This window comes from Streptomyces sp. BK79 (assembly GCF_044142145.1).
In the GTDB taxonomy this organism is placed as follows: domain Bacteria; phylum Actinomycetota; class Actinomycetes; order Streptomycetales; family Streptomycetaceae; genus Streptomyces.
In genome coordinates this window covers 51,989-74,975 of record NZ_JBHVOC010000004.1, presented here as the reverse complement: position 1 = coordinate 74,975, position 22,987 = coordinate 51,989, and the positions used below count along the sequence as shown (strand labels likewise).

Here is a 22,987-nt window from a genome sequence, read left to right as displayed (position 1 = left end):
TCAGTCTCCCGCCACCCGCAGCGCGCCGCCCGTGCCGGTGACCGCCAGCGCACCGTCCCGGTCGGTCCGCAGCACCATGGCTCCGTGAGCGCGCAGCGCCGCGACGGTGCCCGGCGCCGGGTGGCCGTAGCTGTTGTCCGCACCGCAGCTGATGAGCGCCAGCCGTGGGGCCACCTTCCGTATCAGGTCGGGATCCTGGTGGGCGGAGCCGTGATGGGCCACCTTCAGGACGTCGACCCCGCCCAGCTCCGCCGCCGCCGGTGATCGCGCCAGCGCCTGCTGGGCGGGCGGTTCCAGATCCCCGAGCAGCAGCAGACGCAGGCCGGCCGTCCGCACCAGGAGGGTGACGCTGGCGTCGTTGGGTCCCTCCGTCACCGGCGGCATCGGGCCCGGCGGGGAAGGCGTCGGCGGGCCCGGCGGGGAGTGCGGCGGCGCACCCGGCGGTGGCTCCGACCGTGCCCCCGGTTGTGGCCCCGACCGTGACCCTGGCGGTGGCCACACCACCTGCCAGGACAGGGGGCCGGTCCGCCGCTGTTCGCCCGCGGCGGCGTGACGCAGGGGGATCCGGCGGGCCGCCGCCTGTCGACGGACGGACTCGGCCTGGGACGCGGGCTCCGCGAGGGCGGTCGTCTCGATGGCGCCCACCGAACGCCCCCGCAGCACCCCCGGCAGACCGGCCACATGGTCGGCGTGGAAGTGGGTCAGCAGCACGAGCGGTACGCGGCTGATGCCGAGCGAACGCAGGCAGTGGTCGACCAGCGCCGGGTCGGGTCCGGCGTCCACCACGACCCCCGCGCCCTCGCCCGCCGCGAGCACCAGGGCGTCCCCCTGACCGACGTCGCACATCACCATCCGCCAGCCCGGCGGGGGCCAGCCCGTGAACACCCGGCCCAGCGGCGGCGGCTGCACCACGGCGAGCGCCAGCAGCACCACGCAGACACCGCACCACCAGGGATGTCTCAGCATCCGCCGGCCGGCGAGCAGCACGCCCGCCGTGACGAGGGCGAGCAGCGCGGCCCCGCCCCAACTGCCCGGCCAGTCCACTCCCCCGCCGGGCAGCGCGGCCCCCGCGCGGGCGATCCCCGCGATCCACTCGGCCGGCCAGCCCCCGCACCAGGCCAGCGCCTTGGCCACCGGCATCGCCACCGGCGCCGCCGCCAGCGCCGCGAAGCCCAGCACCGTGGCCGGGGCGACCGCGAACTCCGCGAGCAGGTTGCACGGCACCGCCACCAGGCTCACCCTCGCGGACAGCACGGCGACGACGGGGGCGCACAGTGCCTGCGCCGCGCCCGCGGCGGCCAGCGCCTCCGCCAACCGGGGCGGCACCCCGCGCCGCCACAGCGCCGCGCTCCACCGCGGGGCGAGCGTGAGCAGCGCCCCGGTCGCCAGCACGGAGAGCAGGAAGCCGTAACCCCGGGCCAGCCACGGGTCGTACAGCACCAGCAGCAGCACGGCCGTCGCCAGCGCCGGGAGCAGCGACCTGCGGCGTCCGGTGGCCAGGGCGAGCAGGGCGACGGCACCGCAGGCCGCGGCCCGCAGCACGCTCGGGTCGGGCCGGCACACGACGACGAAGCCGAGTGCGAGCACCCCGCCGAGCAGCGCGGTCGCCCGCAGGGAGAGGCCGAGCCGGGGCGCCGACCCCCGGCGCTCGGCGCGTTGGGACAGCCCCGGCGGCCCGAGCAGCAGGGCGAGCACGATGGTGAAGTTGGCCCCGGACACCGCGAGGGTGTGGGCGAGGTCGGTTTCCTTGAACGCCTCCTCCAGCTCGGGCGTGATGCGTGAGGTGTCGCCGACGACCAGTCCCGGCAGCAGGGCCCGCGCGTCCGCCGGCAGCCCTTCGGTCGCCTCCCGCAACCCGGCCCGCAGGTGCCCGGCCAGCCGCTGCGCCCCCGACGGCGCCGCCACCACGTGGGGCGCCTCCCGGTGTCCTCGTACCCGCAGCACGGCGGCGACCCGGTCCCCTCGGGTCCTCGGGGGAGCCGACCGGGCGAAGACGCGCAACCGCGTGGTCGGCAGCAGCCGCAGCCAGGGCGCGGCGCCGGGGCCGGCCCTGGCGGGCCGCGAGTCGCCGGCGACCGTCGCAAGGGCGCCGCCCGAGGGCTCCTCGCCCACGTCGACGAGCACCAGGACCGGCGTCCGTGTCCGCACCTGCCTCCCGCCCGGCTCCGTGACCCGCCGTACCTCGGCTTCGATCAGCACGGTGGGCGGCAGCGCCCGGTTCCCGCGGACGTGGGACCGGGTGAGCCGGGGGTCCGCGGTGACCTCCACCTCGGCGGTGACGGTGCCGTACTGCCGCGCGAGCGTCGGCACGGGACCGCGGCGCAGGTCCGCGCCGTGCAGCGCGGCCGAGGCGGTGGCGGCGGCCACGCACAGGAGCAGGGCGGCGACCGGTACCTGGGGACGACCGCGCGCCACGGAGCGTCGCCGCGCCGGGGGACGGCGGGCCGGGTGGCTTCGCCGTGCCCCCAGGAGCAGGACGCCGGCCAGGGTCAGAGCGGCGGTGCCGACCCCCACGGCCCATCCGGTCGGCGCGTCCAGCATCAGCGCCGCCGTCGCCCAGGCCGCGAGGGCGGGCGGCACCAGTCGCAGATCCGGGGGTGCTTCCTGCCGGGGATGGGCCGCCCCCAGCCGGTGCCCGGAAGCGGCGTGCACGCCCGCGCGCGAGGTCGCCGTCCGACCGACGGCCCCTCCCGACCCGTCCGGCGCCCCCGCGTCCGCCCTCGCGCCCGTGCCCATATCCGCCCTCCGACCCGTGCCCGTGTCGGGGGCGTCGCCGGGCCTCATGTCCCCGTTCATGGCCGCACGAGATCGCGCAGGTCGGCGAAGCGGCGTTCGCCGATGCCGTTGACCTCGCGCAACTCGTCCACCGAGCGGAAACCGCCGTTCCGGGTGCGGTAGTCGATGATGTGCTGGGCCAGCACCGGGCCCACGCCCGGCAGGGTGTCCAGTTGGTCGGCGGTCGCCGTGTTGAGGGCCACCGGCGCCGCCGACGGTCCCGCAGCGGTGCCGCCGGAACCGGCCGGGCCCCCGGAACCGGCCGGGCTCCCCTGGACGGTGCCGTCGGCGCCGGTGACCGCGGCCTGCGCGGGGGCACCGACGATCACCTGCTCGCCGTCCACGAGGAAGCGGGCGCGGTTGAGCCCCTCGGTCTTGGCGCCGGGCCTTACTCCTCCGGCGGCGCGCAGGGCGTCCACGACCCGTGAACCGGCCGGGAGCCGGTGGACTCCGGGCTTGCGGACCTTGCCGCCGACGTCCACCACGATCTCGGCGCCGGCCGGGGCCGTGGCCGTCCCGGTTCCCTTGGACGCGCCGGTCCTGGCGTTCGCTCCGGCCGCCGCAGCCGCTCCTGCCGCCCCGCCCTCGCCTCCCGCCCCGTACGCCGCCTCCTCCCGCACCATCTCGGGTGCGGCCACGGGCTGGGTGCGGCCGGTCCAGAAGTGCTGCGCGGCGAAGACCGCGGCGACCACCAGGAGCACCGTGAGGGCGGCCAGACTGCGCCGCTCCATCCCGCACCGGGTCTGCCACCACACCGGCATCCGCTCCCGCAGCGCCTGCCCGGCCCGCCCCCACCGGGTCGCCACGTCACCGCCGGCCGCACTCACGACGTGCACGGAGTTCACGGTGTCCGTGACATCCATGGTGTCCGTGACATCCACTGCGCCCGTGACGTCCGCGGTGTCCGCGAGGCCCACGGCGCCCGGTTCGCCCCGCGACCCCCTTCCCTCCTCCGTCACCTCCGCTCGCTCCGGCGTCTCCCCCCGTGTGATCGGTGGTCCCTTCCCCGACTCCCCCCGCTGACCGGCGTGTTCGGGAAAGAGCGCCTGCGCGCGTTGGCGGAGCTCCTCCGCCGGTGTGCGAGGGCGCGCCTGCCGGCCCTGCCGTGGCCTGCCGAGGGAGCGGGTGCGAGGTGGGCGGGGGTGGTGGCGGAGCCGGCCGTCGGAGGCCGGGGGACGGCCCGGGCCACTGGTCGCGGCCGTGGTGCGTGAGCGTGATCGAAGAGTCATGCGACGAGGATCGGACACCTCGGCACACTCGCGATGATCATGCTCAATTCCCGGGGAAAGTCACCGGGTTGTGGACAACTCCGTCACCCGCACGAGTGGCGCCCCCCTCACCGCGAGGAGACCACAACCCCCAGCAGCCCCGGCCCGGTATGCGCCCCGATCACCGCGCCGACCTCGCTCACGTGCAGGTCGGCCAGGTGCGGCACGCGGTCCCGCAGGCGGTCCGCCAGGGCCGACGCCCGGTCGGGGGCGGCGAGATGGTGGACGGCGATGTCGACGGGCGCGCCGCCCGCGCGGTCGGCGACGATCTCCTCCAGCCGGGCGATGGCCTTGGACGCCGTCCGCACCTTCTCCAGCGGCTCGATGCGACCACCGTCGAGCCGCAGCAGCGGCTTCACCGCGAGCGCGGAGCCGAACAGGGCCTGGGCCGCCCCGATGCGGCCGCCGCGGCGCAGATAGTCGAGGGTGTCGACGTAGAAGTAGGCGGAGGTGCCCGCGGCCCGCTTTTCCGCCGCGGTGACGGCTTCGTCGACCGTGCCGCCCGCCTCCGCCGCCTCCGCCGCGGCGACCGCGCAGAAACCGAGCGCCATCGCGATCATCCCGGTGTCCACGACACGCACCGGGACCGGCGCCTCGCGCGCGGCGACGACCGCCGCGTCGTGCGTACCGGAGAGTTCGGCGGACAGGTGCAGGGAGACGATGCCGTCGACGCCTGACTCGGCGATCGCGCGGTAGGTCTCGGCGAAGAGCTCGGGGCTGGGGCGGGAGGTGGTGACCGGTCGCCGCTTCTGCAGGGCCTGGGCCAGCGAGCGGGTCGAGATCTCGGTGCCCTCCTCCAGCGCCTGGTCGCCCAGGACGACGGTCAGGGGTACCGCGGTGATGCCGTGCCGTTCCATCGTCCGGGCCGGGAGGTAGGCCGTTGAATCCGTGACGATCGCGACATGGCGGGACATGAGCTGGAGGTTACCTGGCGTAGCGCCCGTACGGCAGCCCGGCCCCGACGCCCGGCGCGCGCAGGACCCCGACCGGGTCGTGTCGGGGCGGGGTCAGGTCAGGTGGGGGGTCGTGGTCAGATCGGGTGGGGCCGTCGTCGGATCGGGCGGGGCCGTGGTCAGGTCGTGTTCTCCGGACGGGCCTTCTTCTGCCAGGGGTACACGGGGTTCGGACCGGGCGGGGTGATGGCCGGGCGCGCGGGCTCCTCCGCCGGCTCGGCCCGCTCCGGCCGCGAGGCCTTCGGCCAACTCTGCGGGGTCGCCGGGGCGTCGGCGGCCGGAGCCTCGGGCCAGGGCGGCGGAGCTGCCGCGGGCTCCGTCTCCGTCCAGTGGCGCAGGGCGCCGGCCTCGACGTCGATCTGCGCGCGCAGCGAGTCCAGGTCGTCGTCCGCGAAGCGGCGGGCCCGGTCCCGGGCGGCCCAGCGCAGGGACTCCGCCGACCGCGTGATGCGCTCCGTACGCTCGCGCAGCGCGGGCAGGAGCGCGCCGAGCGTGGTCCGGTCCGGCTCGGACTCCAGGCGCCTGAGCTCCGCGTCCAGCTCGAACCCGTGGGCGCTGAGCCGCTCGAAGAGGGCGAGGGACTCCTTGAGGGACTCGTCCTCGGCCACGCCCGCGTGCAGTGCGTCCTGCGTGGCCCGCATGGAGGTGCGCAGCGACAGCCGGAGCTGTGCCAGCTCGCTCGCGGGGCCCAGCTGGACGAGGGACTTGGCCCGCAGGGTGTGGTCCTCGACCGTGCGGCGGGCCTGCGTGATGCCGCGGTCCACGCTGCGCTTGGCGGCGCCGACGGCCTTCACCGTGGCGTAGGCGCCCAGTACGAGGGCGAGCACGAAGAGCAGGGCGAATACTGCGATCACTGCTTCCACGAAGCTCCTCCTCCGAGCGTCCGGCCCGCGCACGGCGGACCGCGGCACTCTCCGCGCCGCTCTTCCACGGTAAACGCAGCGGGCAGGCCCAAGGTTCCGCCAGAACCCCGAACCTGCCCGCGCGCAACCCTGAACCGGCCCGCAGACGACCGAGCACCGCCCCTTAAGGGTCTGCCAGGCCCACACAAGGGGGGCCTTGCCCCGACGCCCACACAGAGGCCCGCACCGGCCCGCACAGAGGCCCGCGGGCCCGCCCCGCCCGCCCGGAGCCCTAGCCGGTGACGATGTTCACCAGCTTCGGCGCCCGCACGATCACCTTGCGGATCCCGGCCCCGCCCAGCGCGGCCACGACCTTCTCGTCGGCCAGCGCCGCCTTCTCCAGGTCCTCGTCGGAGATGGACGGGGCGACCTCCAGCCGCGCCTTGACCTTGCCCTTGATCTGCACGACGCAGGTCACCGTCTCGTCGACCACGTACGCCGGATCGGCCACCGGGAAGTCCTGGTGCACCACCGAATCGGTGTGCCCCAGCCTGCGCCACAGCTCCTCCGCGACGTGCGGGGCCAGCGGCGCGACCAGCAGCACCAGCCGCTCGGCGACCGTGCGCGGGACGACGCCGCCCACCTTCGTCAGGTGGTTGTTCAGCTCGGTGACCTTGGCGATGGCGGTGTTGAACCGCATCCCCTCCAGGTCCTGCCGTACGCCGTCGATGGCCTTGTGCAGGGCGCGCAGGGTGTCGGCGTCGATGTCGGACTCCGCGACGTCGGCGACCGTCACCTCGCCGGTGTCCTCGTCGACGACGTTGCGCCACAGCCGCTGCAGCAGCCGGAACTGGCCGACCACCGCGCGGGTGTCCCACGGCCGGGACACGTCCAGGGGGCCCATCGCCATCTCGTACAGGCGCAGGGTGTCGGCACCGTACTCGGCGCAGATCTCGTCGGGGGTGACGGCGTTCTTCAGGGACTTGCCCATCTTGCCCAGCAGCCGGGAGACCTTCTCGCCCTGGTAGTAGTAGGCGCCGTCGCGCTCCTCCACCTCGGCGGCCGGTACGGCGATGCCGCGCGCGTCACGGTAGACGTACGCCTGGATCATGCCCTGGTTGAACAGCTTGTGGAACGGCTCGGCCGAGGAGACGTGTCCCAGGTCGAACAGCACCTTGGACCAGAAGCGCGCGTACAGCAGGTGCAGCACGGCGTGCTCGGCGCCGCCGACGTACAGGTCGACGCCGCCGTGCGGCAGGCCCTCGCGCGGGCCCATCCAGTACTGCTCGATCTCGGGGTCGACCAGCTGCTCGGAGTTGTGCGGGTCCAGGTAGCGCAGCTCGTACCAGCAGGAACCGGCCCAGTTGGGCATCGTGTTGGTCTCGCGCCGGTACTTCTTCGGCCCGTCGCCCAGGTCCAGGGTGACGTTGACCCAGTCCTCGTTGCGCGACAGCGGCGTCTCGGGCCGGGTGTCGGCGTCGTCCGGGTCGAAGGTGCGCGGGGAGTAGTCCTCGACCTCGGGCAGCTCCAGGGGCAGCATCGACTCGGGCAGCGCGTGCGCGATGCCGTCCTCGTCGTAGACGATCGGGAAGGGCTCGCCCCAGTAGCGCTGGCGGCTGAACAGCCAGTCGCGCAGGCGGAAGTTGACGGTCCCCTCACCGGTGCCGGCGCGTTCCAGCCACTCGGTGATGCGCTCCTTGGCCTCGACGACGCCCAGGCCGTCCAGGGAGACGTCCGCACCGGAGGAGTTCACGATCTTCGCGTCGTACGAGGCGAACGCGTCGTCCCAGGTCGACGTGTCGGTACCGCGGCCGTCGGTCGGCTCGACGACGCAGCGGATCGGCAGCTCGAAGGCGCGCGCGAACGCGAAGTCACGGGTGTCGTGCGCCGGGACGGCCATGATCGCGCCGGTGCCGTAGCCCATCAGCACGTAGTCGGCGATGAAGACGGGGACCTGCTCGCCGTTGACCGGGTTGGTGGCGTAGGCGCCGATGAAGACGCCGGTCTTCTCCTTGGCCTCGGCCTGCCGCTCGACGTCGGACTTGGCGGCGGCCTGCGCGCGGTACGCCGCGACGGCCTCGGTCGGGGTGGCGTGACCGCCGGTCCACACCTGGTGGGTGCCCTCGGGCCAGGCGGCCGGGGTGAACTTCTCGACCAGCGGGTGCTCGGGCGCCAGCACCATGTAGGTCGCGCCGAACAGGGTGTCGGGGCGGGTGGTGAAGACGGTGATGCGCTCGCCGTCGATCGGGAAGTCGACGCGGGCGCCCTCGGAGCGGCCGATCCAGTTGCGCTGCTGCAGCTTGATGGCCTCGGGCCAGTCCAGCTCGTCCAGGTCGTCCAGCAGCCGGTCCGCGTAGGCGGTGATGCGCATGTTCCACTGGCGCAGCTTGGACTTGAAGACGGGGAAGTTGCCGCGCTCGGAGCGGCCGTCGGCGGTGACCTCCTCGTTGGCCAGCACGGTGCCCAGGCCGGGGCACCAGTTGACGGGCGCGTCGGAGGCGTAGGCCAGGCGGAACTCGCCCAGGACGTCGGCGCGCTCGCCGGCGCTCAGGTCGCTCCACGCGCGCCCGGGGTGGCCCGGAACGGCCCGCTCACCGGACTCGAGCAGGGCGACCAGCTCGGCGATCGGGCGGGCCTTGCGCGCCTCCTCGTCGTACCAGGAGTTGAAGATCTGCAGGAAGATCCACTGGGTCCACTTGTAGTACTCCGGGTCGATCGTGGCGAACGACCGGCGCTTGTCGTGGCCCAGACCCAGCCGGCGCAGCTGGCTCTGCATGTTCTTCATGTTGGCCTCGGTCGACACGCGCGGGTGCGTGCCGGTCTGCACGGCGTACTGCTCGGCGGGCAGGCCGAAGGCGTCGAAGCCCAGGGTGTGCAGGACGTTGTGGCCGGTCATCCGCTGGAAGCGGGCGAAGACGTCGGTGGCGATGTAGCCCAGGGGGTGGCCGACGTGCAGGCCCGCACCGGACGGGTACGGGAACATGTCCATGATGAACTTCTTGGGCCTGGCGACCAGCTCCGGGTCGCCCGCCAGGTCGCCCTTGGGGTTCGGCGCTGCGTACGTCCCCTCGGCGTCCCAGAAGTCCTGCCAGCGTGCCTCGATCTCGGCGGCCATGGCGGCCGTGTAGCGGTGCGGCGCGGCGTCCGCCGACGCAGGGGCGGTCGCCGCGGGGTTCGTCTCGCTCATGATCCTCAAAGCTCCATCGATCGTCTCTGCCGGCGGCTGCGACATTCAAGACCAGCGGCTGCGAATGCCGGGAAATGAAAAATCCCCTCGCACAGGAGGGGACGCCGCGCTGATTCCGGCCACCGGACTACGACCGGGGGTCGGGACTGATCAGCGCGGCTCGCTAAGCAGAAGGCGTACGGCACGCATGGCGTCAGGGTACCGCAGTCGCCGAGGGAGCCGCGACGGGGCTTCGCGCGGCCGTACACCGGGCCGCACGCCGGGCCGCACGCCGGTCGTACGGCGGGTGAACCTGAACCAAGGTCAAAGGTTACTTCGCGTAACGACCGCTAACGGGACATCACTACGAGTGCATTGTCGTTTGATAACAACGCAATAACTCAAACCTCGTACCCGCGAGTATGGCGCCACTTAGAGTGCGGCACCGGGACCGCTTCCCCGAACCGCTCCGGAGTTGCCCCATGAACCCTCACCACCCACCCTCGCTCCACCCCCGCGGCGACAGCTCGCCCCCTCCCCGCGCCCGCGGGGCACGGGGAGGCCTGCCGTGGTGACGAACGACAGCACCATGGACGACACCTTCGCGGAGTTCCTCGACTTCGGCGCCGGCGTCCTGTCCCTGGTCCTCCTCAGCTGCTCGGTGATCTGGGGTTTGGTCGCCCAGGACCGCGTCGTCCTCGACACCCGGCAGCGGATCCTGGCCCAGGCGGTGCACCGGACCACCGCGGTCGCGTCGGTCGTGTTCCTGCTGGTGCACATCGGGGTCAAGCTGGCGCTGGAGCACACCACCTGGGTCGCCGCGGTGATCCCGTTCGGGCTGCTGGCCACGGACGACGAGGCGTTCGGGGGCCGGGCCGTGCTCATCGGCTTCGGCACCCTGGCCAGCATGCTCATGATCTTCGTGGGCGTCACGGGCGCCCTGCGCAACCGCTTCGCGTCCGTGTCCCCGGTGGCCGCCCGCTGGCGGGCGATGCACATGCTGGCCTACCCGGCGTGGTGCCTGGCCCTGCTGCACGGGCTCTACGCGGGTCGCGCGGCCAAGCCGGTCTTCACCATCCTGTACGGCCTGTCCGTGCTCGGCGTCATGGGGGCCCTGGCCCTGCGTGCGGCGCCCCGCCCCGTCAAGCGCAGGGTCGCCGACCTGATCACCGGCTTCTTCGGGTCCGGGGAGCGGCCCGCCCGCGAGGACCTGCCGGCGGAGAGCCGGACCCGGGCGACGTCCTCCGCGGCGCCGGGACCCGAGGACGCCGGGTGGGCCCGCCCGCGAGCCGCCGCGCCCTCCGGGCCCCTGTACGAACCCGCCGAACGCCTCACTCCCCCGCGGCCCCCGAGCGGTTTCGCGGCGGCCTACCGCGCCGTGTCCGGCTCCGGCGGCAGGCGCCGTAAGCCGCTGACCACCGATCCGGCCGCGCCCACCCGGACGTCGCCCGACATGTGGCCCACCGAGGCGATGCCCGTCGCGGACGGCGGCTCGGCCACCTCGGGCGGCTGGCCCGTGCCGTCGCCGCCGCCGGTCGGCGAGGCGCCTCCGTCGGCCTACGACCCGCTCAACGACACGGGACACACCATCCCGGTCTACGGCGATACGGACGCCTCGGGCTACGGCTCGAGTGACGTGTACGACACCGGTGAGACGAACACCGTCTACGACACGTACTACCCCAGCGACACGTACAACAGCGGTCCCGCCACTGAACCATCCCCCGGTGCGCCCTCGTCGTCCTACGACTTCGACGCACCGGGGTCGGGCGAACCTTGGAACACGCCTTCCGGAGGCTTTAAGTGAACGAGGCCCTGCCCGACGTCCCAGAAGTCCGCGTGGTCGGTCTTCCCCAGCTCACGTCGGGCTTCGACCTTGTCGAGCGCCTGGACCTGCCGATGCACCTCAAGGTGCACGGCCCGCTCGAACCCCTGGGCGGGGAGCAGCTCGCGCAGCTCTCCGAACGCATCAACCTGAGGGGCCGCGGCGGCGCGGGCTTCCCCTTCCACAAGAAGCTGCGCTCGGTCGCCGAGTCCGCGATCAAGCGCGGCGTCCGTCCGGTCGTGGTCGTCAACGGCAGCGAGGACGAGCCGGCCTGCCGCAAGGACACCGTGCTCATCAACCGGGCCCCGCACCTCATCCTGGACGGCGCGCTGCTGTGCGCCGAGGCCATGGGCGCCCGCACGCTCGTGATCGGCGTGACCCGCGAGTCCACGCAGCGCTCCATGGAGGCCGCCCTCGCCGAGCGCGGCCTGAACAACGGCCGCCGGTCGGCCCTCCGCGCGCGCGTGCAGCGCAATCCCGTGCGCATGGTCACCGGCGCGGCGGCCTCGCTGATCCGCTCCATCGACGGCGGCCCGGCCATCCCTCCCGGCCGCAAGGTCAGCGCGTCGAAGAGCGGCGTCGGCGGCGCGCCGACCCTGCTGTCCAACGCCGAGACGTTCGCCCAGCTCGCCATCGCCGCCCGCATCGGCCCGGAGCGCTACGGCAACACCGGCCTGTTCGACGAGCCGGGCACCGTGATGCTCACCGTCTCCGGCGCGGTCGCCCGGCCGATGGTGATCGAGGTGCCGACGGGCGTGCCGCTGCGCTACGTCCTGCAGCTGGCCGGCGCGCCGCCGGTGCCGCAGGGCGTGCTGACCGGCGGCTACCACGGCAAGTGGATCGACGCGGCGGCCGTCGACGAGGCGATCGTCTCCCGCAACTCGCTCCAGCAGGTGGGCGGCTCGCTCGGCGCGGGGGCGATCCTGCCGATCGGTCAGGACACGTGCCCGCTGGGCGAGTCGCTGCGGGTGGCGCAGTGGCTGGCCGCGGAGAGCGCCGGCCAGTGCGGCCCCTGCTACCTGGGCCTGCCGGCCGCCGCGCGCGGCCTGGAGGACATCCTGAACGGCGGCGGGCCGGCCGCCCTGGAGGCCGTCAAGCAGGTCGCGAGGAACGTGAAGCGGCGCGGCGCCTGTTCGCACCCGGACGGTTCGGCGATGTTCCTGGAGTCGACCGTCAAGGCGTTCACGGACGACCTGGCCGCCCACGTCCTCGGCAACGGCTGCGGACGGCCCGTGGAGGGTGTCCTGCCGCTCCTTGAGGGGGGCGGGTCACCCACGGGCGTCCCCGGCGGCGGGGAGGGGAACGGCCCCAGCCGCCAGAAGATCCACGTCGACTGGACGCTGTGCCGGGGCCACGGCCTGTGCGCGGACATCCTCCCGGAGGTCTTCCAGCTGGGCGCCGACGGTTTCCCGACCGTCGCCCAGGCCGACGTGCCGCGGTTCGCGGAGGCCAAGGCGGTCCGCGCGGTGCGCCGCTGCCCGGCACTCGCCCTGCGCATCGAGGAGGACACCCGCGGACAGGTCACGCCCTCGCGCACCAACCTGCCGGTCCTGTCCCCGGGGCGGGGGCGGCGGGCCCTCGGCCGCTGACAGACGAACGAACCCCCCGGATCAGTGATCCGGGGGGTTCGTCGTTCCTGTGGAGCTAAGGAGAATTGAACTCCTGACCTCCTGCATGCCATGCAGGCGCTCTACCAACTGAGCTATAGCCCCTTGCTGTCCGCCGCCCGGTTTCCCCGGCGGCGACGCCAACATTACACGGTCGACCGGGCCCAACACCAAATCGTTTCCGGTTTGCCCGTTTTGCCCTCTTGTGGGCCACCGGGCTACGCCGTCACGAACGAGTAGAACCGCTTGAGCGTGCAGTGCTCCTCCAGGAGCCGGCCGTAGATCGGCTCGCCCTCGAGTTCGCGGTACGTCTCGATGGGGTCGCCCTTTATGATCAGCGCCCGCGCGCACTCCTCGCACCAGTACTGGTAGTCCGGATTGACCGGCTCCATGTCCCGCACGATGGGGGTGCCGCTGCCGCACCAGTCGCACTTTCGCCTGTGTGCACCCATCGATCAGCTCCAGCTGTGGCCGCAGGCCGTGCACACGTAAGAGATTCCGCCGTTGTCGCCGAGGACCTGGGCCACGTGCCCGGAACCGCAGGAGGGGCAGTGGATGCGGGTGGCCGTGTTCCGTGTCACCGCTGAGCCGAGGAGGTGACCGACCTCCTCGAGGATGCTCGCAGGCATCGCCACTCCCTCCCGTCGGGTCGCGGTCCCCTTCCGGCCGTTTGATTCTGCCACGACCGGGCCAATACGGTCAGCGACGCCTCAGTACCAGTCCGGACACGGAGTCCCGCAGGGATATACGCCCGTGGGACGCCTGCTGCTCAAGCGAGCGGAAACGAAAAATCCCGCCCCCCGAGGGGGACGGGATCCGTCCGTGGGCTGTGGAGCTAAGGAGAATTGAACTCCTGACCTCCTGCATGCCATGCAGGCGCTCTACCAACTGAGCTATAGCCCCTTGCGGCCACTCGGCGAAGCCGTGTGGTGTTTCGCCCCGCTCGGCGGGGCGAACAAGAAGAACTTTAGCCTGTGACCTGCCGGAAAGTGAAATCCGGGTCCGGGCCCCCACCGGCCCGGGTCAGTCGTCGTCGCCGAGCACCGGTTCCGGCAGCGTGCCGGCGTTGTGCTCCAGCAGCCGCCAGCCGCGGGCGCCCTCGCCCAGGACGGACCAGCAGCAGTTGGTCAGGCCGCCGAGGCTCTCCCAGCTGTGCGGTTCCAGCCCGAGCAGGCGTCCGATGGTGGTGCGGATGGTGCCGCCGTGGCTGACCACGACGAGGGTGCCGTTCTCGGAGAGCTTCTCCGCGTGCCGGAGCACGACGGGGGCGGCCCGGTCGGCGACCTCGGTCTCCAGCTCGCCGCCACCGCGCCGGACCGGCTCGCCGCGCTTCCACGCCGCGTACTCCTCGCCGTGCCGGGCGATGATCTCGTCGTGGGTCAGGCCCTGCCAGACGCCCGCGTAGGTCTCCCGCAGGCCTTCCTCCAGGGTCACCTCCAGGCCGGTGAGCGAGGCCAGCTCGGCGGCCGTGTGCGCGGCGCGGCTGAGGTCGGAGGCGACGATCGCGTCGGGGCGCAGGCCGACCAGCAGCCGGGCGGCGCGGCGGGCCTGGGCGACGCCGGTCTCGGTGAGGCCGACGTCCGTGGTGCCCTGGAAGCGGCGCTCCACGTTCCACGAGGTCTGGCCGTGCCGCCACAGGATGATGCGCCGACCGCGGCCCGGCTGCCCGGCCGCCACCTCGCCGGTGGCGCTCATCGCCAGTCCCCGTCGGTGTCCGTCGCCTCCTCGGCGGCCTGGAGCTTGGCGTGCTCCTCCGCCTTGCCGCGGGTCTCCTTGGCGTCGGCGGGCAGCTCCAGCTCGGGGCAGTCCTTCCACAGCCGCTCCAGGGCGTAGAAGACGCGCTCCTCGCTGTGCTGGACGTGGACGACGATGTCGACGTAGTCGAGCAGGATCCAGCGGGCCTCGCGGTCGCCCTCGCGGCGCACCGGCTTGGCGCCGAGTTCCTTGCTGAGCCGCTCCTCGATCTCGTCGACGATCGACTTGACCTGGCGGTCGTTGGGCGCGGAGGCCAGCAGGAAGGCGTCCGTGATCGACAGCACGTCGCTGACGTCGTAGGCGATGACGTCGTGCGCGAGCTTGTCGGCTGCCGCCTGGGCGGCGGTGTTGATGAGTTCGATGGAACGGTCGGTCGCGGTCACTGCCTGGCTTTCGGGTCGGCGGTCGGTTGACCTCAAGGGTCTCACGACCGCCGCCGACGGCCCACGTGATAAGCGCGTCGCCCCTCGGCCGAGGGGCGACGGGCCGCTACGACGCCGGTTCGTAGTCCTGGCCGAGGACCACCGAGACCCGGGCGTTCGCGGAGACCTTGCCCTGGGTGACGGAGCCGGCGGGCAGGCCCAGGGTCTTGGCGACCTCGACGGCGTTCTCCTTGTCGGCGGCCTCGGCGTAGACCACCTCGCTGGTCGCCTCGGTGCCGGAGGCGGTGCCGCCCTCCAGGAAGGTGAAGCCGCCGTTGAGCAGGACGACGCGGGCCTTGGCGGTACGGTCCTCGACGCCGGTGGCGTTGCGGACCGAGACGCTGACGGCCGCGTCCTTGTCGGGGCTCTTGGCGGTGCCGCCCAGGACGTCCTTGACGATGCTGTCGCTCGCCTCGGCGCTGAGCCTGCCGTCGCCCTGGACGGGCAGCAGCGTCGTCCTGAAGTCGCCGCCCTTGGCGCGGTCGGAGAGCCCGGCGAGGAAGGAGCCGAGGTCCTTGTCGGTCAGCGGCGGGTCGAGGATCAGTCCGAGGGTCTGGACGGTGGTCGTCGCGGCCGCGGGGTCCGAGGAGAGCTTGCGCAGCACCCCCTGCATGACCTGCCCGAACCGCTGCAACTGGGCGTCGGCCTTCTCGCCCGAGCCGCGGTGGGTGGCGTAGGCGACGGCCATCTTGCCGCTGAGGGTCTGGCCCTCGCCCTCGCGTACGAGGGGCGCGGCGCCCTTGTCCTCGGCCTCCGGGTCGGGGACGTCGGTGTCGGTGTCGACCTCGATGTTGCCGACCAGGTCGACGAGGATCTGGAGGTAGGGCGTGTCCAGGCGCCAGGTGCCCTCGATGTCGGTGCCGAGCGCCGAGTCGAGCGAGGTGCGGGTCGCGTCGGGGCCGGCGTCGTCGACGGACTTGGCGAGCGTGGTGGTGGTGCCGTCGTCGGAGGTCACCGCGAGGGCGTTGGGCACCAGCACGGCGGTGCCCTGCTTGGTGGTGGTGTTGTCGACGAGTAGCGCGGTGGAGGTGCCGCCGCCCTTGGTGTCGTGCAGGTGGACGGCGATCACGTCGCGCTTCTGGGCGCCCGCCGCCGTCGCGGATCCCGTCCCGGAGTCCGAGGAGGACGTTCCGGGGAGCTTCCCGGCGTACCAGAGGTAGCCGACGCCGCCGGCCGCGACCAGCGCCAGGACGACGGTCAGGGCGACGACTCGCGCGCGTGCGCGTCGCCGGGCCTCCTCGCGGCGCTCGGTGCGGTTCTCCGTGAACTTCATCCAGTCGATGACGTCCTCGGAGTCGTCGGTGGGCTCCTCGACGAAGGCGAACTGCTCGGTGCGGTAGTCCCGGTCGGGTTCCGCGGTCTCGCCGGAGGCGTATGCGGCCGGTTCCTCGCGCGGGCCCGCCTGCTGGGGGATGTGGGCGGTCTGCTCGGCGACCCGGGGCTGCGGGCCGCTGGTGGCGGCCTGCCCGTACGGGTCGTACGACGGTTGCGCGACCGGGCCGCCCTGGGGCGTGCCGGAGGGGTGGCCGTCGTAGGCGCCATGGCCGGGGGCGGGCGGCTGCTGCCCGGTGTCGTAGCCGCCCTGGGTGCCGTAGGCGTCGTAGCCGTAGGGGGCGTACGGCTGCTGGAGGCCCGTGGCGTACGGGTCGTAGCCGTACCCCTGCTGCGAGCCGTACCCCTGCTGCGCGTCCTGCTGCCCGTACTGGTCGTTCCGCTGCTGCGCGTACGGGTCGTACTGCTGCTGTCCGTCGGGCTGGGCCGGGGCCTGGCCCTGGGCCTGGCGGTACACCGGCCGGCCGTACTCGTCGTAGCCGACGAGTTCGTACTGGTCGCCGCCGCCGTGTCCCGTGTCGTATCCGTCGTTCACCGGTGCCCCTCTCGGCTCAGTCGCCGCGGTACAGCTGGCGCTTGTCGATATAGCGCACGACTCCGTCGGGCACCAGGTACCAGACGGGGTCGCCCTTGGCGACTCTCGCACGGCAGTCCGTGGAGGAGATGGCGAGGGCGGGGACCTCGACGAGCGAGACGCCGCCCTTGGGGAGTCCGGCGTCCGTCAGCGTGTGGCCGGGCCGGGTGACGCCGATGAAGTGCGCCAGGGAGAACAGTTCGTCGCTGTCGCGCCAGGTGAGGATCTGGGCGAGGGCGTCGGCGCCGGTGATGAAGAACAGGTCGGCGTCCGGGTTGAGGGCGCGCAGGTCGCGCAGGGTGTCCACGGTGTAGGTGGGGCCGCCGCGGTCGATGTCGATGCGGCTCACCGAGAACTGCGGGTTCTCGACGGTCGCGACGACCGTCATGAGGTAGCGGTCCTCGGCGGCGGAGACCGTGCGGTGGCTCTTCTGCCAGGGCTGGCCGGTGGGCACGAACACCACCTCGTCGAGGTGGAACTGCGCGGCTACCTCGCTGGCCGCCACGAGGTGCCCGTGGTGGATCGGGTCGAAGGTGCCGCCCATGACGCCGAGGCGGCGCTTGCCCGACGGCGACGGGCCGGTGCCCCGGCCGGTGGCGCGGGCGGGCACCGCGCGGTGGTGCGTGCCAGGCGCGTGCGCCGTGTCGTGCGCCGGGCCGGTAGGCATGTCCTGCTCTCCCATGCGTGCAGACCCTACCGGCCCGGCCCGGGGGCTCCCGCCGGGCCCACGGCCTCGGGACCCACAGCCTCGGGGCCCACGGCCCGCGCGCTCAGCGGTCGCGGTTGAAGCGGGTGGTGATCCACAGCAGGAGCATCAGGATGACGAACGCGCCGATGCCGGTGACATAGGGGCTGAGGCTCTCGTGGTTGCCGCTGTGCTCCCCGCCGCCCTCGGAGGCGAGGGTGACGATCTGGGCAGCGGTGCTGTGGAAGCTCATCTTCGGCAGGACCTATCCGGTGTGGGCGGAATAAAGACGTCGGCTCATCGTATGCGGGCGCCTTGCGGGCGATCACGCCGACTCCGCCGTTGGGGACGGACGGGGGAGGTCCGGGGAACCTTCGGATCTCCTCAGTCGTCCTTCCGCTTGTACCCCCGAAGCAGGAACCAGGCGGTCAGCACACAGCCCACCACCATCACGATCAGCACGACGCGGAGCAGATTCCCCGGCCCTTGCTGCTCGGCCGCGCCCGCCGCGGCGGCGAGCCAGTCGGTGTGGGGGGTGTGCGCCATGACGTGGACTCCTTCGTTGTGCTGCCCGTCCACGGTATCTCCGCCTAGTCTGGGCCCGGCTTCGGGGGCGCGCAGGGCCGCACAAGGGTTCACAGGGGCCGGGCACACGCACAGGCCACTCATACGCACATGGGGGAAGACATGTCCGACGGCCACCAGCACAACGGGCACGAGAACGTGCCGAGCAGGCAGCGCAGGCGCTTCCCCGGGATCTCCTCGCGCGCGTACGAGCACCCGGCCGACCGGTCCGCCCTGGTGGCGCTGCGCAAGCTGAGCGGTTTCGACACGGTCTTCAAGGCGCTGAGCGGGCTGCTGCCCGAGCGGAGCCTGAGGCTGCTGTTCCTGTCCGACTCGGTGCGCGTCTCGGACCGGCAGTTCGCCCATCTGAACGTGATGCTGCGCGACGCCTGCTACATCCTGGACCTGGAGAAGGTCCCTCCGATGTACGTCAACCAGGACCCGACGCCGAACGCGATGTGCATCGGCCTGGACGAGCCGATCATCGTCGTCACCACGGGCCTGGTCGAGCTGCTGGACGAGGAGGAGATGCGGGCGGTCGTCGGGCACGAGGTCGGGCACGCGCTGTCCGGGCACTCGGTCTACCGGACCGTCCTGCTCTTCCTGACGTCCCTCGCCGTCCGGGTCGCCTGGATCCCGCTGGGCAATCTGGCGATCATGGCGATCGTGACCGGGCTGCGGGAGTGGTTCCGCAAGTCGGAGCTGTCCGCCGACCGCGCGGGACTGCTGGTCGGCCAGGACCTGCAGGCCTCCATGCGGGGCCTGATGAAGATCGCGGGCGGCAACCACCTGCACGAGATGAACGTGGACGCGTTCCTGGAGCAGGCCGAGGAGTACGAGGCGGGCGGCGACCTGCGCGACTCCGTGCTGAAGATCCTGAACGTGCTGCCCCGCTCCCACCCCTTCACCACGGTGCGGGCCGCCGAGCTGAAGAAGTGGGCCGCTTCGCGCGACTACCAGCGGATCATGGACGGCCACTACCCGCGGCGCGACGAGGACAAGGACACCTCGGTCCGGGACTCCTTCCGCGAGTCGGCGTCCAGCTACGCCACGCACGTGCGCGGTTCCAAGGATCCGCTGATGAAGCTGGTCAACGACATCGCGGGCGGCGCCGGGGACCTCGGCGACCGGATGCGGCGGGGGTTCGGCGGCTTCACGTCGTCCCCGCCGAGGCCGCCGAAGGACACGGACGGCACCGACGGCCCGGCGGAGGGACCCGGCGAGCCGGGCGGTCCCGGAACGCCCGACGACCGTCCGCCGCGCGACGGCGCCTGAGACCGGCCGGCTCCGCACGGAGCCCTGGCGTCACACCGTCGGCTGGGCCTTCGCCGCGAGGGTGCCGCACAGGGCCGTGGGGTTGTCCGAGGTGTAGGGGTCGGTACCGGCGGGGGTGCCGGTACCGGCACTCTGGCCGGCGGTCAGCGGGCGGAGGTGGTTCGCCGCGTCCTCGGCGCAGGACAGCGGGCCGGCCTGGACGTAGGCGGCGACGAGCTGGGCCTGGTGCAGGCGCAGGTCCTCCCGGTCGAAGCGGAAGTGCAGCTCGCGCCGGACGGTGAACAGGGACGTCTCGGCCCGCGCCGCACCGGCGGGCCGCAGCGGGTAGACCATGGTGTGGTCGGCGGTGACCTCCAGCGTGGAGGCGTCCCTCTCGGCGGCCCGCAGGCTGCCGTGGACCCTGATCTCGTCGTCGGCCAGCTCGGCGCGGGCCGGGTCGAAGCGCACCAGCCAGCCGGTGGGCGCGTGCCGGCCGTCCGCGGTGGGCCGCTCGAAGCTCTCGTCGAACTGGTCGAGCTGGTCCGGGTCCAGCAGCACCCGCACCGAGCGCACCGCGCCGCCGCCGAGCACGTCCGGGTCGAGGGCCGAGCGGACGATGTAGTCCTTCGCGGTGGTCAGCGCGCTCAGCACCTGGTCGTCCGAGAAGTGCGCGGTGCGCCGGTGGACCGGCAGCGGGACGCCCTTGGCCGCGGACCGGAACTGCGCGGCGGGACTGTGCTCGTACAGGAACTCCGCGTCGCCCGCGCCGGGCACCCGGCCCTCGGGGGCGAGCGGGACGACGGTCATCCGCACCGGCTCGGCGGGCCGCTGGGCGCCGGGGCTCTGGTAGGGGTGCCGTACGCCCATGTAGAGGGCGGTGCCGAAGGCGACGGCGATCAGTACGACGAGGATCAGCGCCTGCCGGGACAGGCCGGCCCGGCGCAGCGGTGTACGGCGGCGGACGGCGGGCGCGTGGTCGGCGATGCGCTCCTGGGCCGAGAACTCCTGGAGGCGGGCAGCGCGGACGAACGACTCGTCGAAGACGACGGATCGGTACTCGTCCTCTCCGCCTCCGGGGCCGCCCTCGGGCGTCCCTCCGGGCGGGTCGCCAAGCCCAGCCATACCTTCAGGGTAGGTCTGCGGGAGGTCGCGTAAACGCGCCGCCGCAGGTCAAGTTGGGACAGGTTCGGGGGCGGCCGGAGGGGGCCGGACGGCAGGTCAGGGGCTGCGCGGAATGACCGGTACGGCCGGCTGCGAGTAGTCGGCGGAGGCCGACGGCGTCGCGGTGCCGCCCTGCTCGGGGCCGGTCGAGGCCGGGGGCGGCACCTGCCGCGTCCCGCCGCCCGAGGACGCGCCCCGGTAGACCGCCGCGAAGGCCAGGGCGACCATGCCGACGCCCATCAGGAGGGCGAGCATCCAGGCGACGGGCCGGTGCCAGCGGGTCTGCTTGCCGTACGCGGCGGGAGCGCCGTAGGGGCGGTCGAGGGGGTCGCGGTCGTCGTCCGGGTCGTCGAGGTCGGGATCATGGCCGAAATCGCCGTATCCGTCGTCGTAGCGCTCGGCCCGGGTGCGGCCGCGGCGGGCCGCTTCCGCCTCGGTGGCCTCGGCTCTGGCCTCGGCGGCGGCCAGGAGGCGTTCGACGGCGGACGGCTCGTGCACCGCGGCCGCCCGTACGAAGGCCTCGTCGAAGACCACGGAGGCGAACTCTTCGTCCGACACCCCGTGGTCGTGATCGTCGTCGGGCTCCCAGCCGTCAGGGAACGGCCTACCCCCCACGTCCTCCGGCACGGGACCAGAGTAGACCTGGGGGGTCGTTTTGGGCAGACGGCGGGGAAAATCATCCGGTGGGTGAGATGCCCCGATCGGATCACGGGCGCCCTACAGGGCGCGTGCCGCCCACATATGCCCCGGGTGTGCGCCCGGGGCGCGGGAGGAGCGGTCAGCGCCGCACGTGGCCGTCGCCGGTGACGATGTACTTGGTGCTGGTCAGCTCCGGCAGCCCCATCGGGCCCCGGGCGTGCAGCTTCTGGGTGGAGATGCCGATCTCGGCGCCGAAGCCGAACTGGCCGCCGTCGGTGAAGCGGGTGGAGGCGTTCACGGCGACCGTGGTGGAGTCGACCAGCTGGGTGAACCTGCGGGCGGCCTGCTGCGAGGTGGTCACGATCGCCTCGGTGTGACCGGAGGTCCACAGCCGGATGTGCTCGACGGCCTTGTCCAGGGAGTCGACGACCGCCGCGGCGATGTCGTGGGACAGGTACTCCGTCTCCCAGTCCTCGGGGGTGGCCTCGACGGCCGTCACCTTGGATTCCTTGGCGTACGCCATGACCCGCTCGTCGGCGTGCACGGTGACCCCGGCCTCGGCGAGGGCGTCCAGGGCGCGGGGCAGGAACGCGGCGGCGATGTCCTGGTGGACCAGGAAGGTCTCGGCGGCGTTGCACACGCCCACGCGCTGGGCCTTGGAGTTGACCAGGATCTCGACGGCCGTGTCGAGGTCGGCCTGGGCGTCGACGTAGACGTGGCAGTTGCCGGTGCCGGTCTCGATGACGGGGACGGTGGACTCCTGGACGACCGTGTTGATCAGCGAGGCGCCGCCGCGCGGGATGAGCACGTCGACCAGGCCGCGGGCCCGCATCAGCTCGCGCACGCTCTCGCGGCTCTCGCCGGGCACCAGCTGCACGGCGTCGGCGGGCAGCCCGGCCCCGCCCACGGCGTCGCGGACCACCCTCACGAGGGCGGTGTTGGACTGGTAGGCCGAGGAGGAGCCGCGCAGCAGGACGGCGTTGCCGGACTTCAGGCACAAGGCGGCGGCGTCGACGGTGACGTTGGGCCGGCCCTCGTAGATGATGCCGACCACGCCGAGCGGCACCCGGACCTGGCGCAGGTCGATGCCGTTGGGGAGGGTGTTGCCGCGCACGACCTCGCCGACCGGGTCGGGCAGCGCGACGACGTCCCGGACGTCGGAGGCGATGGCGCGGACCCGCTCGGGGGTGAGGGTCAGCCGGTCGATGATGGCCTCGGACGTCCCGGCGGCGCGGGCCTTGGCCACGTCCTGGGCGTTGGCCTCGACGATCTCGCTCGTACGGACCTCCAGCGCGTCCGCGACGGCGAGCAGCGCGTCGTCCTTCGCCGCCCGCGGCAGCGGCGCGAGGTCGGCCGCGGCGGCCTTGGCCCGGTAGGCGGCCCGGGTGACCGGGGACATCGAGTCGTACGGCGAGAGCGTGGTCATGGGGGAAGCGTAGTGCGCCGGACGGAGCCGTTCACGGCCTGTCCCACACCGCGAGACATGCCCCGGACGGTACGGAACGGTTCTAAAAGGGGTGGACTCCGACGGGTGTCGCCGGCGCCGGTCCGTACCCCGCGGCGATGCGCTGGTGGTAGGTCGCCCGGTCGATGACCTCCAGGCCGACGATCTCCCAGGGCGGCAGTCCCGCGCTCTGCCGGTGCTCGCCCCACAGGCGCAGGGCGACCGCGGCGGCGTCGTGCAGGTCGCGGGCCTCCTCCCAGTACCGGATCTCCGCGTGGTCGTCGGCGTAGCGGCTGGTCAGCAGGAAGGGGTGGTCGTGCGCGAGCTGCTCCAGGGCGCGCCGCACCTCGGTGAGCGGGGCGCGGGCGCCGGAGACGCTGAGGGTGACGTGCCACAGGCGCGGGGTGTGCTCGGGCTCCTCGCCCCGGAACCGGTCGCCGGCCGCGACGCTGGTCAGGGCGCGCTCCTCGCCGGGGGAGCGGGCGGTGCCCCGGGCGCCGCCCGGGCGGGCGCCGGTCGCGCCGCGGGAGCCCGTACCGCCCCGGGAGCCGGTACCACCGCGGGACGCCGCCGTTCCAGGGCGCACTCCGCTCACGACGGCCTCCTCCACGCACACGGCTGGGCCCGGTGGTCGGCCGGGCTTGTCCCTGAGGAAAGTTGAGCAGGCCGCGCGAGATCGCGGGGCCGTTTTGCGGAACGTCCACCGCCGATTCGGGGACGT

The 22,987-nt window shown here is 73.2% G+C and carries 20 protein-coding genes and 2 tRNA genes; 3 read left to right on the top strand and 19 right to left on the bottom strand.

Going from position 1 to position 22,987, the window contains the following annotated elements; genetic code table 11:
• From ACFIF2_RS05985 to leuS, 5 genes are all read right to left on the bottom strand, one after another.
• A complete protein-coding gene (locus ACFIF2_RS05985; RefSeq protein WP_395571436.1) occupies window positions 1-2,652 on the bottom strand; it encodes a ComEC/Rec2 family competence protein in 2,652 nt (883 codons plus the stop codon).
• A gap of 140 nt (window positions 2,653-2,792) precedes the next feature.
• Window positions 2,793-3,536: a helix-hairpin-helix domain-containing protein gene (locus ACFIF2_RS05980; RefSeq protein ID WP_395571659.1), complete on the bottom strand. Its 744-nt coding sequence runs from the start codon at window positions 3,534-3,536 to the stop codon at window positions 2,793-2,795.
• A 575-nt stretch (window positions 3,537-4,111) separates the two neighbouring features.
• Window positions 4,112-4,957 (bottom strand): DegV family protein, encoded by an 846-nt coding sequence (locus ACFIF2_RS05975; RefSeq protein WP_395571435.1) that lies wholly within the window; start codon window positions 4,955-4,957, stop codon window positions 4,112-4,114.
• Window positions 4,958-5,115: 158 nt separating this feature from the next.
• Window positions 5,116-5,859 (bottom strand): hypothetical protein, encoded by a 744-nt coding sequence (locus ACFIF2_RS05970; protein ID WP_395571434.1) that lies wholly within the window; start codon window positions 5,857-5,859, stop codon window positions 5,116-5,118.
• 271 nt (window positions 5,860-6,130) lie between these two features.
• Entirely contained in the window at window positions 6,131-9,025 is a 2,895-nt protein-coding gene (gene leuS / locus ACFIF2_RS05965; protein ID WP_395571433.1) for a leucine--tRNA ligase, read from the bottom strand.
• A gap of 547 nt (window positions 9,026-9,572) precedes the next feature.
• Between leuS and ACFIF2_RS05960 the strand changes: the two genes are divergently transcribed.
• Both ACFIF2_RS05960 and ACFIF2_RS05955 read left to right on the top strand, forming a co-directional pair.
• Window positions 9,573-10,811, top strand: coding sequence for a cytochrome b/b6 domain-containing protein (locus tag ACFIF2_RS05960; RefSeq protein WP_395571432.1), 1,239 nt, complete (start codon window positions 9,573-9,575; stop codon window positions 10,809-10,811).
• Window positions 10,808-12,418, top strand: a complete 1,611-nt coding sequence (locus tag ACFIF2_RS05955; protein ID WP_395571431.1) for an NADH-ubiquinone oxidoreductase-F iron-sulfur binding region domain-containing protein — start codon at window positions 10,808-10,810, stop codon at window positions 12,416-12,418. Before ACFIF2_RS05960 ends, ACFIF2_RS05955 begins: the two co-directional genes overlap by 4 nt.
• 50 nt (window positions 12,419-12,468) lie before the next feature.
• Here the strand turns inward: ACFIF2_RS05955 and ACFIF2_RS05950 are convergent.
• The 10 genes from ACFIF2_RS05950 to ACFIF2_RS05905 all read right to left on the bottom strand — a co-directional run bounded on the left by ACFIF2_RS05950 (window position 12,469) and on the right by ACFIF2_RS05905 (window position 17,750).
• Window positions 12,469-12,541: transfer RNA gene (locus ACFIF2_RS05950), tRNA-Ala, on the bottom strand.
• A gap of 113 nt (window positions 12,542-12,654) precedes the next feature.
• The gene (locus ACFIF2_RS05945; RefSeq protein WP_003976229.1) at window positions 12,655-12,888 is read right to left on the bottom strand and encodes a hypothetical protein; all 234 of its coding nucleotides are present in this window, start codon (window positions 12,886-12,888) and stop codon (window positions 12,655-12,657) included.
• Between the two features lie 3 nt (window positions 12,889-12,891).
• The gene (locus ACFIF2_RS05940; protein WP_395571430.1) at window positions 12,892-13,065 is read right to left on the bottom strand and encodes a hypothetical protein; all 174 of its coding nucleotides are present in this window, start codon (window positions 13,063-13,065) and stop codon (window positions 12,892-12,894) included.
• 201 nt (window positions 13,066-13,266) lie between these two features.
• Window positions 13,267-13,339, bottom strand: a tRNA-Ala gene (locus ACFIF2_RS05935).
• Between the two features lie 120 nt (window positions 13,340-13,459).
• A complete protein-coding gene (locus tag ACFIF2_RS05930) occupies window positions 13,460-14,131 on the bottom strand; it encodes a histidine phosphatase family protein (protein WP_395571429.1) in 672 nt (223 codons plus the stop codon).
• A complete protein-coding gene (gene rsfS, locus ACFIF2_RS05925) occupies window positions 14,128-14,574 on the bottom strand; it encodes a ribosome silencing factor (RefSeq protein WP_395571428.1) in 447 nt (148 codons plus the stop codon). The genes ACFIF2_RS05930 and rsfS overlap by 4 nt, the downstream gene beginning before the upstream one ends.
• 106 nt (window positions 14,575-14,680) lie before the next feature.
• Window positions 14,681-16,480, bottom strand: coding sequence for a LytR C-terminal domain-containing protein (locus tag ACFIF2_RS05920; RefSeq protein ID WP_395571427.1), 1,800 nt, complete (start codon window positions 16,478-16,480; stop codon window positions 14,681-14,683).
• A 16-nt stretch (window positions 16,481-16,496) separates the two neighbouring features.
• On the bottom strand, window positions 16,497-17,201 hold the full coding sequence (nadD, locus tag ACFIF2_RS05915) for a nicotinate-nucleotide adenylyltransferase (RefSeq protein WP_395571426.1): 705 nt from the start codon (window positions 17,199-17,201) through the stop codon (window positions 16,497-16,499).
• A gap of 88 nt (window positions 17,202-17,289) precedes the next feature.
• Window positions 17,290-17,457 carry a hypothetical protein gene (locus tag ACFIF2_RS05910; RefSeq protein WP_395571425.1) on the bottom strand — a complete coding sequence of 56 codons (168 nt, stop codon included), beginning with the start codon at window positions 17,455-17,457 and terminating at the stop codon, window positions 17,290-17,292.
• A 131-nt stretch (window positions 17,458-17,588) separates the two neighbouring features.
• On the bottom strand, window positions 17,589-17,750 hold the full coding sequence (locus ACFIF2_RS05905; RefSeq protein WP_395571424.1) for a hypothetical protein: 162 nt from the start codon (window positions 17,748-17,750) through the stop codon (window positions 17,589-17,591).
• 141 nt (window positions 17,751-17,891) lie between these two features.
• Here ACFIF2_RS05905 and ACFIF2_RS05900 point away from each other — a divergent pair, with 141 nt between their 5' ends.
• Window positions 17,892-19,043, top strand: coding sequence for a M48 family metallopeptidase (locus tag ACFIF2_RS05900; RefSeq protein ID WP_395571423.1), 1,152 nt, complete (start codon window positions 17,892-17,894; stop codon window positions 19,041-19,043).
• A gap of 30 nt (window positions 19,044-19,073) precedes the next feature.
• On the opposite strand, the gene ACFIF2_RS05895 is transcribed toward ACFIF2_RS05900, so the two are convergent.
• The 4 genes from ACFIF2_RS05895 to ACFIF2_RS05880 form a co-directional block, all read right to left on the bottom strand.
• A complete protein-coding gene (locus tag ACFIF2_RS05895; protein ID WP_395571422.1) occupies window positions 19,074-20,144 on the bottom strand; it encodes a hypothetical protein in 1,071 nt (356 codons plus the stop codon).
• 96 nt (window positions 20,145-20,240) lie between these two features.
• The gene (locus tag ACFIF2_RS05890; RefSeq protein ID WP_395571421.1) at window positions 20,241-20,810 is read right to left on the bottom strand and encodes a hypothetical protein; all 570 of its coding nucleotides are present in this window, start codon (window positions 20,808-20,810) and stop codon (window positions 20,241-20,243) included.
• Window positions 20,811-20,961: 151 nt separating this feature from the next.
• Complete coding sequence (locus ACFIF2_RS05885) at window positions 20,962-22,248, bottom strand: glutamate-5-semialdehyde dehydrogenase (RefSeq protein ID WP_395571420.1); 1,287 nt, start codon at window positions 22,246-22,248, stop codon at window positions 20,962-20,964.
• An 82-nt stretch (window positions 22,249-22,330) separates the two neighbouring features.
• The gene (locus ACFIF2_RS05880; protein WP_395571658.1) at window positions 22,331-22,852 is read right to left on the bottom strand and encodes a hypothetical protein; all 522 of its coding nucleotides are present in this window, start codon (window positions 22,850-22,852) and stop codon (window positions 22,331-22,333) included.
• Between the last annotated feature and the right edge of the window lie 135 nt (window positions 22,853-22,987).

Excerpts from the sequence above, each read along its gene's own strand:
- ACFIF2_RS05980 (WP_395571659.1), bottom strand. The coding sequence starts at position 3,536 with ATGCCGGTGTGGTGGCAGACCCGGTGCGGGATGGAGCGGCGCAGTCTG.
- ACFIF2_RS05975 (WP_395571435.1), bottom strand. The coding sequence starts at position 4,957 with ATGTCCCGCCATGTCGCGATCGTCACGGATTCAACGGCCTACCTCCCG.
- leuS (WP_395571433.1), bottom strand. The coding sequence starts at position 9,025 with ATGAGCGAGACGAACCCCGCGGCGACCGCCCCTGCGTCGGCGGACGCC.
- ACFIF2_RS05945 (WP_003976229.1), bottom strand. The coding sequence starts at position 12,888 with ATGGGTGCACACAGGCGAAAGTGCGACTGGTGCGGCAGCGGCACCCCC.
- ACFIF2_RS05940 (WP_395571430.1), bottom strand. The coding sequence starts at position 13,065 with ATGCCTGCGAGCATCCTCGAGGAGGTCGGTCACCTCCTCGGCTCAGCG.
- ACFIF2_RS05930 (WP_395571429.1), bottom strand. The coding sequence starts at position 14,131 with ATGAGCGCCACCGGCGAGGTGGCGGCCGGGCAGCCGGGCCGCGGTCGG.
- nadD (WP_395571426.1), bottom strand. The coding sequence starts at position 17,201 with ATGGGAGAGCAGGACATGCCTACCGGCCCGGCGCACGACACGGCGCAC.
- ACFIF2_RS05910 (WP_395571425.1), bottom strand. The coding sequence starts at position 17,457 with ATGAGCTTCCACAGCACCGCTGCCCAGATCGTCACCCTCGCCTCCGAG.
- ACFIF2_RS05905 (WP_395571424.1), bottom strand. The coding sequence starts at position 17,750 with ATGGCGCACACCCCCCACACCGACTGGCTCGCCGCCGCGGCGGGCGCG.
- ACFIF2_RS05900 (WP_395571423.1), top strand. The coding sequence starts at position 17,892 with ATGTCCGACGGCCACCAGCACAACGGGCACGAGAACGTGCCGAGCAGG.
- ACFIF2_RS05895 (WP_395571422.1), bottom strand. The coding sequence starts at position 20,144 with ATGGCTGGGCTTGGCGACCCGCCCGGAGGGACGCCCGAGGGCGGCCCC.
- ACFIF2_RS05885 (WP_395571420.1), bottom strand. The coding sequence starts at position 22,248 with ATGACCACGCTCTCGCCGTACGACTCGATGTCCCCGGTCACCCGGGCC.